The sequence below is a fragment of the Bacillus cereus group sp. BfR-BA-01316 genome, from assembly GCF_022664195.1.
Taxonomy (GTDB): domain Bacteria; phylum Bacillota; class Bacilli; order Bacillales; family Bacillaceae_G; genus Bacillus_A.
Genome location: NZ_JAKUGX010000018.1, coordinates 84,924 through 93,340, shown reverse-complemented (window position 1 = coordinate 93,340; position 8,417 = coordinate 84,924). Strand labels below are relative to the sequence as shown.

Below are 8,417 nucleotides of genomic sequence, written 5' to 3'. Positions count from 1 at the left end.
AGCTTTTTTGTCATTTTGAACATTCTCCGATCCCAATTTTCCTCTTATTATACAAGAAATACCCTATAGAATAGACTTTTTTTAAGTGTCTATTCTATAGGGTACATTTTAGAAAGCTTCTCTTTTTTATTATTTTTTTTGTGAATCTTTCATTAAAATTGGATAAAGAATAAGGCCTAATACAAACAACCCAATTCCTAAGAAGAACGTTTTTAAATCAGCAGTTCCTGTTTTAATAACCCAAATGGAATATAAAAATGCTAGTGCAGTAATGATCCCATCTTTTATTCGAGATCCAGGCATTATATCATACGTTTCCCCCGTAATAACTAATTTTAACTGGTACAAGGTAGAAACAAGGTACGGGATTAAATATGCTAATGTCGCTACAACAATAGCGAAATTATATGCTTCTGAAACAGTACCAGAAATCGTTGAAAATAAGAAAATTTGTGTCATCACATTTGTAATAAATAATGATTTTGAAGGACTTCCTTTTTTATTTGTTTTTCCGAAAAACTTAGGGAAAATCCCATTTTTTGCTGCTTGGTAAGGTACTTCTGAGCTAACAACGATCCATCCTACAGTAGAGCCGAATAAAGATACGAGTGCAAGTAAGGCCATTATATAAGCACCCTTAGTACCAATTGCTAAATTTAGTGCATCCACTAATGGTTTTTGAGACTCTTTTAAAACGTCTTGTGGAAGAGCGCCCATTGTTAGTAGAGTAATTGCCATGTAAATAAGAAGAGCGATGATTAATCCGAAAATCGTAGCTTTCTTAACATCGTGCTGAGATTTTGCGCGGTTAGAGAGCATAACTGCTGACTCAATACCGATAAACGCCCAAAGTGTTGCAATAGCAGCTGAATTTATTTGTCCACCCAACGAAATAGGTTGTCCAGCTTCATTCATAAATGTTTGACCGTCCCCGAAATTAGAGGCATTGAAAATGAATAATGTGATTACAATAAACATTGTAAATCCGATGATTTTTGCGATTGTTGCAAGAAGGTTCATATTTCCTGCTCTATCAATATTTTGAGAAAGAATATATTGAATTCCCCATAGCATCATACTACATACTATGAAGGTTAAAGCTTTTCCAAGTTCTAATGAAAATCCGTTTGTTGAAAAGAGAATTTGCTTACTTTGTAAAACTGGGAAGAATGTTGATAAATATCCTGCAAAGGAAATAATTACAGATGCTGTAGCAGCCCAGTTAGCAGCCCAGTATCCCCAAGCCATACTATATCCTGCAACTTTACCTGCCTTTTGGGAAGTAAACATCGCTTGGGCGTAACTTTGTGGTCCTGCTTTTAATTCTGGTTTACGAATTGCTAAATTTCCAAATACGAGTGCAATCATAAATACACCAAGTCCTGTAATACTCCATGCAAGTGTAGATCCCATTGGACCTGATACGTGTGCTAAATTTGCTGGGAGCATAAATACGCCACCGCCAACCATATTCCCGATAACAAAAGCTGTTAAAATCCATAATCCCCATTTTTTCGTTTCCATTTTTGTTGACTCCTTTGTAGTAAGTTTTGCTTAAACATCATTTTTTACTAGCATTTTTGGCAATAAAAAAAGAGCCATGTAGATAAAAAATACCTACATGGCTCTTTGCCAAAGCGTAGGTACAACGGGAATAACCCTTGTACCTACGCGTAATTTTTCCGCTAGGTTTCAAGGGTTACGTATGATGATGATGTTTTTGTGCAAATGTAACTACAGTTGTATAAGTAAGCATAGTTCTTTGCTCCCTTTCTCCTCTGATTTTGAAGTTAGTATACTACATGTTTTTTTGAATGAAAAGAAAAATTTATAAAAATACGTTTTAGAGACTAAATATTTACCTATAGTTTTCTTGTACTGGAAAATAAGTGAGAGATTGGCAGAAGAGTATAGCGTGGTATAATACATATAGAACTAGAAGGTGACAAGGGGCTATTGTAGATGATGAGTAAGTATGAACAAATTTATACAGAAATCAGCAAATCTATTGATAATAAACAATTACAAGAAGGATGCAAAATTCCATCAGAAACGGAATTAATGAAGCAGTACGAGGCAAGCAGGGGTACTGTAAGAAAAGCTGTAGATTTATTGCAAGAGCGTGGATATGTTCAAAAAATACACGGAAAAGGTGTTTTTGTATTAAAGCGCAAAAACATTGAATTTAACTTTGGTGGTATTGTAAGTTTTCAAGAAGAAAATGAACGTTTAGGACGTTACTGTATTACAGAAGTCGTGGAAATAGAGAAAATGAAAGCGACGAAAGATGTAGTAAAGTTATTAAACGTGAAAGAAAAAACGGAAATAGATCATATTAAACGTGTACGAAATATTGATGGAGAAAAAGTAATTTTAGATATAAACCATTTTGTATCGGAATATATTCCAGGATTAACGAGAGAAATTGCAACTGCATCGATTTATAAATACATTGAGAAAGAATTAGGGCTACATATTAGCTATTCACAGCGGGTAATTGAAGTACAACCATGTACAGATGATGACCGAAAGTATTTAGATTTAAATGGAACAGACTATGTTGTCGTTGTAAAAAACTTTACTCATTTATACGATGGGAGTCAGTTCGAATATACGGAATCACGCCACCGTTTAGATATTTTTCACTTTTCGGATGTGGCGCGAAGAAAATAAAGAGATGGAGCGAAATAATCGTTCCATCTCTTTATTTATAAAAAAATCACCAACTTATATATACGAGTGTTGACTAACTTATATATACGAGTTAATATATAAGTGTAAACGGTATCAAAAAAAGAAAAGAGGGACGGGAATATGGGGAAAGACTATCGTAAAACAGCAGAAGAAGTGTTGCAGTATATTGGTGGGAAAGACAATATTGAACAAGCTGCGCACTGTGTAACGAGGCTCCGTATCGCTTTAAAAGATGAAAGTAAAATAGATAATGATAAATTGCAGTCTGTTTCATTAGTAAAGGGAGCGTTTCATAACGCTGGGGTATTTCAAATTGTAATTGGTCCAGGTGATGTCGATCGAGTATACGCTGAATTGATAACGCTTGCAGGTATGGAAGAATCGACAGTAGCTGACGTAAAAGATTCTGGAAACCAAAAGTTAAATCCAGCTCAAAAGTTTGTAAAAGTATTTTCAGATGTATTTATGCCGATATTACCAGCGATTGTAACAGCTGGTTTACTGATGGGGATTAACAATTTATTAGGGGCAAAGGACTTATTTTTTGATGGTAAAAATTTATTAGATGTTTATCCGAACTTAGGCGGGCTTTGGGATTTAATTAATATGATGGCCAATACAGCATTCGTATTCTTACCGGCACTTGTTGGTTGGTCAGCAACGAAGCGATTTGGCGGTAGCCCAATACTAGGTATTGTTATGGGATTAATGCTTGTGCATCCGGCCTTATTAAACGCGTGGGATTATGGAAAGGCAGCGACTGGTTTAGAGGGACAAAAGATTGAGTACTTCGATATTTTAGGACTATTCCAAATTGAAAAGGTAGGGTATCAAGGCCAAATTTTACCCATTTTAGTAGCAGCATTCGTATTAAGTAAAGTTGAAATCTTCTTAAAGAAACATGTACCAAATGCAATTCAATTATTAGTTGTACCAATTACAACAATCGTTGTAACAGGTGTATTAGCATTAGGAATTATCGGTCCAGTTACACGTCATATTGGAGATTTATTAACAGCTGGATTAGTAGGAGTATATGAAACGGTACCAGTACTCGGGGCAATATTATTTGGAGCATTATATGCACCGCTTGTAATTACAGGTATGCATCATATGTTTATTGCGATTGACTTACAATTAATTGCACAGCACGGCGGTACATTTATTTGGCCGATGATTGCTCTTTCTAACATTGCACAAGGTAGTGCGGCACTAGCGATGTTCTGGATTTCTAAAAATCAAAATGATAAAAGTATGGCATCGACATCAGCAATCTCAGCGTACTTCGGTATCACAGAGCCAGCAATGTTCGGTGTGAATTTACGAAATAAATTCCCGTTCTATGCAGCGATTATTGGATCTGCTATTGCCGCGATATTCATTACTTTAAATGGTGTATTAGCACCTGCTATTGGAATTGGTGGATTGCCAGCATTTATTTCTATCATTCCGAAATCGATTCCGATGTTTATTGTCGGGATGATTATCGCAGTCGTAATTCCATTTACGTTAACATGGTTATTTGCGAAACGAGTAAAATAGAAGTAGGAGGAAGTTAAGCATGAAGGATTGGCATAAAAGTGTAGTCTATCAAATTTATCCGAAGAGCTTTAATAGTTACTACAATAAAGAAACCGGTGATATAAAAGGAGTTACAGAGAAGTTAGATTATTTAAAGGAACTCGGAGTGGATTATATTTGGTTAACACCGATATACGAATCACCACAAAATGATAATGGTTATGATGTCAGTGATTATTATCGTATAGACCCATCTTACGGAACGATGGAAGAGTTTGAAGAGCTTTTAGAAGAAGCGAAAGCACGTGATATTGAGATTATGCTCGATATTGTTGTAAACCATAGTTCTACGGAGCATAAATGGTTTAAAGAGGCGAGCAAAGACAAAAATAATCCGTATCGTGAGTATTATATTTGGCGTGATGAAAAAAATAACTGGCAGTCTAAGTTTGGTGGATCTGCTTGGAAATATGATGAAAAGACAGGTCAATATTTTTTACATCTATTTGACGAGACACAAGCTGATTTAAATTGGGAAAATGAAAAGCTTCGTGAAGAAGTGTATGATATGATGCGCTTTTGGCTTGATAAAGGGGTAACTGGATTCCGCCTTGATGTTATTAACTTAATTTCAAAAGACCAACGTTTCTTAAGCGATGACGGAAGTACTGCGACAAATGATGGACGTAAATATTATACAGACGGTCCACGCGTCCATGAATATTTACAAGAGATGAATCGAAATGTGTTTGAAGGGAAAGAGGTAATTACAGTTGGAGAAATGTCATCTACGACAATTGATAATTGTATTAAATATTCGAACCCTGAGCGCAATGAACTAAGTATGACGTTTAGTTTCCATCATTTGAAGGTAGATTATCCGAATGGTGATAAGTGGACGAAAGCAGATTTTGATTTTATTAAATTAAAAGAAATTATGTCTAATTGGCAAATCGAAATGCAAAAGGGCGGAGGGTGGAATGCTTTATTTTGGTGTAATCATGACCAGCCTCGTATTGTTTCACGGTTTGGTGATGATGAGAAGTACCGAAATGAATCTGCTAAAATGTTAGCGACAGCTATGCATATGTTGCAAGGGACGCCTTATATTTACCAAGGGGAAGAAATTGGTATGACGAATCCTAACTTCCATTCTATCGAGCAATATCGTGATGTAGAATCGTTAAATATATACGATATAAAAAAAGAAGAAGGCTTATCAAAAGAAGAAATTATAGAGATTTTAAAACAAAAATCTCGTGATAATTCACGTACTCCGATGCAGTGGAATGAAGAGGTGAATAGTGGTTTTACAACAAGTACACCTTGGATTGCAGTAGCTGAAAACTTTAAAGAAATAAACGTGGAAAAAGCATTAGAAAATGATGGATCTGTATTTTATCATTATAAAAAGTTAATTGAACTTAGAAAAACGTATGATGTAATTACAAAAGGGAAATATGCTGTTTTAGATGGAAATGACCCTAAGATTTGGGCATATACACGTACTGTAGACAATGAAGTATTACTTGTTGTAAATAACTTCTATGGAGAAGAGATTGCTTACTCTGTACCAGAAGATGTTCAATTAGATGAGATGAAGCAAGAAGTTTTATTATCAAATTATAAAGATTCGAGTACGGATATAAACAATCTTATATTAAGACCGTATGAGTCGATTGTATATCGATATACAAAATAAAAAGGTTGTATGCCCATGAGGCATACAACCTTTTACTTTAAGACACCGCTATACAAAATATCCACTTCTACTTCAGGTTTAAACTTCACTTTTGCATAATTTTTATTCCAATTAATAAATTTCCTAGAAACCAGTATGTGGTCCGCGTACAATCCCTTCATTATCAGGCTCTGTTATAGCTCTCTTTAAAGATAATGCTGTTTCAAAAATACAAAAGCTTTCGACATGCTCATGAAAATATAACGATTTACTTTGTAATAAAAGTTGCACACCATAATTTAAATTCGTTTCTTTTTTCATATTCAATGTAGAAAAAGCTTTATCTAAAGCCAAATCTAATCGAGTTAATAAAGGCTCAAGGGCCAACTGATGAATTAAATTTGGGTCTGCTAAAGATTCGATATATAAGATCGTTCCTTTTCCGTTTTGAAAAGGGAGATCTAATTTTTTTTTATCATCAGAATGGCAGAGCTTGTTATCAATGTAATTTATGTTTTCGGGAAGTGATGGAAACATATGCTTCTTGTTATTGTTTTTTTGTGTATCTTCTTTCTCTGTCATAATTTCCACCTCTTTTAGAATAAAGTTACTTCTGTTAATTTTTGTTTTTTGTGAGAAAATTATGCTTGGGTTCTTTGGAAAAAAGGGGCTTGAAAGTTACGTTACGTCATCTTTTATACTTAAGGAAATAAGGAGTAGAGGGATGGTGTATATGACTTTGAAATATATGTGGGGATGGAAAGAAATTTTATATTTATTTGTTTTCGTATTTCTGATTGTACCAGTAATGATTGAATCTCTTTTTTATGATTATGCTTTAAAAATAATAGGGAACTCATTATATGCTGGAGTATTAATGGGGCTTATAATGGCAGTGATATTTACGTTTGTAGTTTATCTTTTTTGCATAAAAAGATATAAACTGTCGTGGAAAGATATTGGAATTCGGAAGCTTTCATGGAAAGATTTCTTGTGGACATTTGTAGCGGTTATTTCTTTGATTGTAGTTAGTATTGGTGTATTAATGATAATGGAGAAAATGGGTATTTCCTTTGAAAATAGTAAAACGGATACGGTCCAAAATGATAAATCAATATATTCATTTTGTATCGCGGTAATTGGAGCGGCGGTTATATCACCAATATATGAAGAGATTTTATATCGAGGTGTTTTTTATACGTTTTTTCGAGATAGATATGGCATATGGGGCGGTGTGCTTATAAGTTCAATAATATTTACAGTTGTTCATATTCCCACATATAACACATTACCGGTGAATTTTTTAAGTGGAGTAGCATTCGCATGGTTATATGAGAAAACAAATTCTATTTTATCAGCTATGGTTGCCCACGCATTATTCAATTTCATAGCAGTACTTCTCACATTTATGTCGAATTAAGAAGATATATAGGAGGGATACATATGGAAATAGCTGTAGAACGAGTTTTTACGAAAGAGATTTTAACAAGAGCAGCAAGTTTGTTTCATGTAACAGTGGAAGAAAAGCCACTTGGTGATTTTGAAAATTATATTTTTAAGGCGAAGGATAAAAATGATGAAGATTACGTATTACGTTTAACGCATTCTTCTCATCGTTCTAAAAAAGAGGTAGAGACTGAACTAGATTTTTTACGATATGTTGCGGAGCATGGGGCGAAAGTAGCAGGACCTCGTAATTCAATATCTCAAAATCTTGTAGAAGAAATTGGAGCGGAAGATGGCACTTTCTTTTTTGCGTCTTTATTTACATATGCAAAAGGTGAGCAAGTAAAAGGAGAAGAATCGCCTTATTGGGGAGATGCTTACTTTGAGGCGTGGGGAAAAGCGATTGGACAACTGCATCGCCTTACAATGAATTACCCTAAAACAGACTACCGTGATACGTGGGAAGAAGACGAGAGTGCAATTGTTAATGAATTAGAAGATGAGAAAGTGAAAGAAATTGCTAGTATATTAATGAGTCAGATAAAGGTACTACCGGTAGAGAGAGGGACATTTGGTCTTATGCATGGTGATATTCATCCAGGTAACTTTCATTATGATGGTAAGGAATTAACGATTTTTGATTTTGATGATGCGACTTATAATTACTTTATACATGATTTAGCAATGGTTCTTTATTACTCTGTTCTTTTTACAACGTGGACTGTAGAGGAAAAAACAGTATTTGCTCTTAAACAGCTACAAGTATTACGAAAAGGCTATGAATCTGAGCATAAATTAGTAGAGAGCTGGTACGAATCATTACCATTATTTTTACGACTTCGTGATATCGGTTTGTATGGTACTCTTCAAAAGAAATTTAAGGGGAAAGATATGCCAGAGGATTTTCAAAAGTTATCAGATGAATTGTATGAAAGAATTATAAAGCAAGAGGCAATAGTGAATATATAATACAGGTATAAGAGAACAAAGTATATAAAATATATATATACTTTGTTTTTTTATACAAAAATATGTTTGTTTTATTAAAATAATATTGTCATAGATTCGGTATACA

6 protein-coding genes and 1 pseudogene are annotated in these 8,417 nt (G+C 34.3%); 5 read left to right on the top strand and 2 right to left on the bottom strand.

The genetic code is table 11. The features are described from left to right. Positions 1 to 129: 129 nt before the first annotated feature. Entirely contained in the window at positions 130 to 1,524 is a 1,395-nt protein-coding gene (locus tag MR071_RS15205; protein ID WP_105586123.1) for an amino acid permease, read from the bottom strand. A gap of 438 nt (positions 1,525 to 1,962) precedes the next feature. On the opposite strand from MR071_RS15205, the gene treR reads away from it, so the two are divergent. The 3 genes from treR (at position 1,963) to treC (ending at position 5,917) form a co-directional block, all read left to right on the top strand. Beyond that, positions 1,963 to 2,673, top strand: coding sequence for a trehalose operon repressor (treR, locus tag MR071_RS15200; protein ID WP_242236678.1), 711 nt, complete (start codon positions 1,963 to 1,965; stop codon positions 2,671 to 2,673). 141 nt (positions 2,674 to 2,814) lie between these two features. Next, entirely contained in the window at positions 2,815 to 4,236 is a 1,422-nt protein-coding gene (gene treP, locus MR071_RS15195) for a PTS system trehalose-specific EIIBC component (RefSeq protein ID WP_242236675.1), read from the top strand. Between the two features lie 19 nt (positions 4,237 to 4,255). Further along, positions 4,256 to 5,917, top strand: a complete 1,662-nt coding sequence (gene treC / locus MR071_RS15190; protein WP_242236673.1) for an alpha,alpha-phosphotrehalase — start codon at positions 4,256 to 4,258, stop codon at positions 5,915 to 5,917. A gap of 126 nt (positions 5,918 to 6,043) precedes the next feature. Here the strand turns inward: treC and MR071_RS15185 are convergent. Next, a pseudogene (locus MR071_RS15185) lies at positions 6,044 to 6,478 on the bottom strand (spore germination protein); the annotation flags it as partial. A 151-nt stretch (positions 6,479 to 6,629) separates the two neighbouring features. Here MR071_RS15185 and MR071_RS15180 point away from each other — a divergent pair. Further along, the gene (locus MR071_RS15180; RefSeq protein WP_105586197.1) at positions 6,630 to 7,316 is read left to right on the top strand and encodes a CPBP family intramembrane glutamic endopeptidase; all 687 of its coding nucleotides are present in this window, start codon (positions 6,630 to 6,632) and stop codon (positions 7,314 to 7,316) included. A 23-nt stretch (positions 7,317 to 7,339) separates the two neighbouring features. After that, on the top strand, positions 7,340 to 8,311 hold the full coding sequence (locus MR071_RS15175) for a phosphotransferase enzyme family protein (protein ID WP_242236668.1): 972 nt from the start codon (positions 7,340 to 7,342) through the stop codon (positions 8,309 to 8,311). Positions 8,312 to 8,417 lie beyond the last annotated feature (106 nt).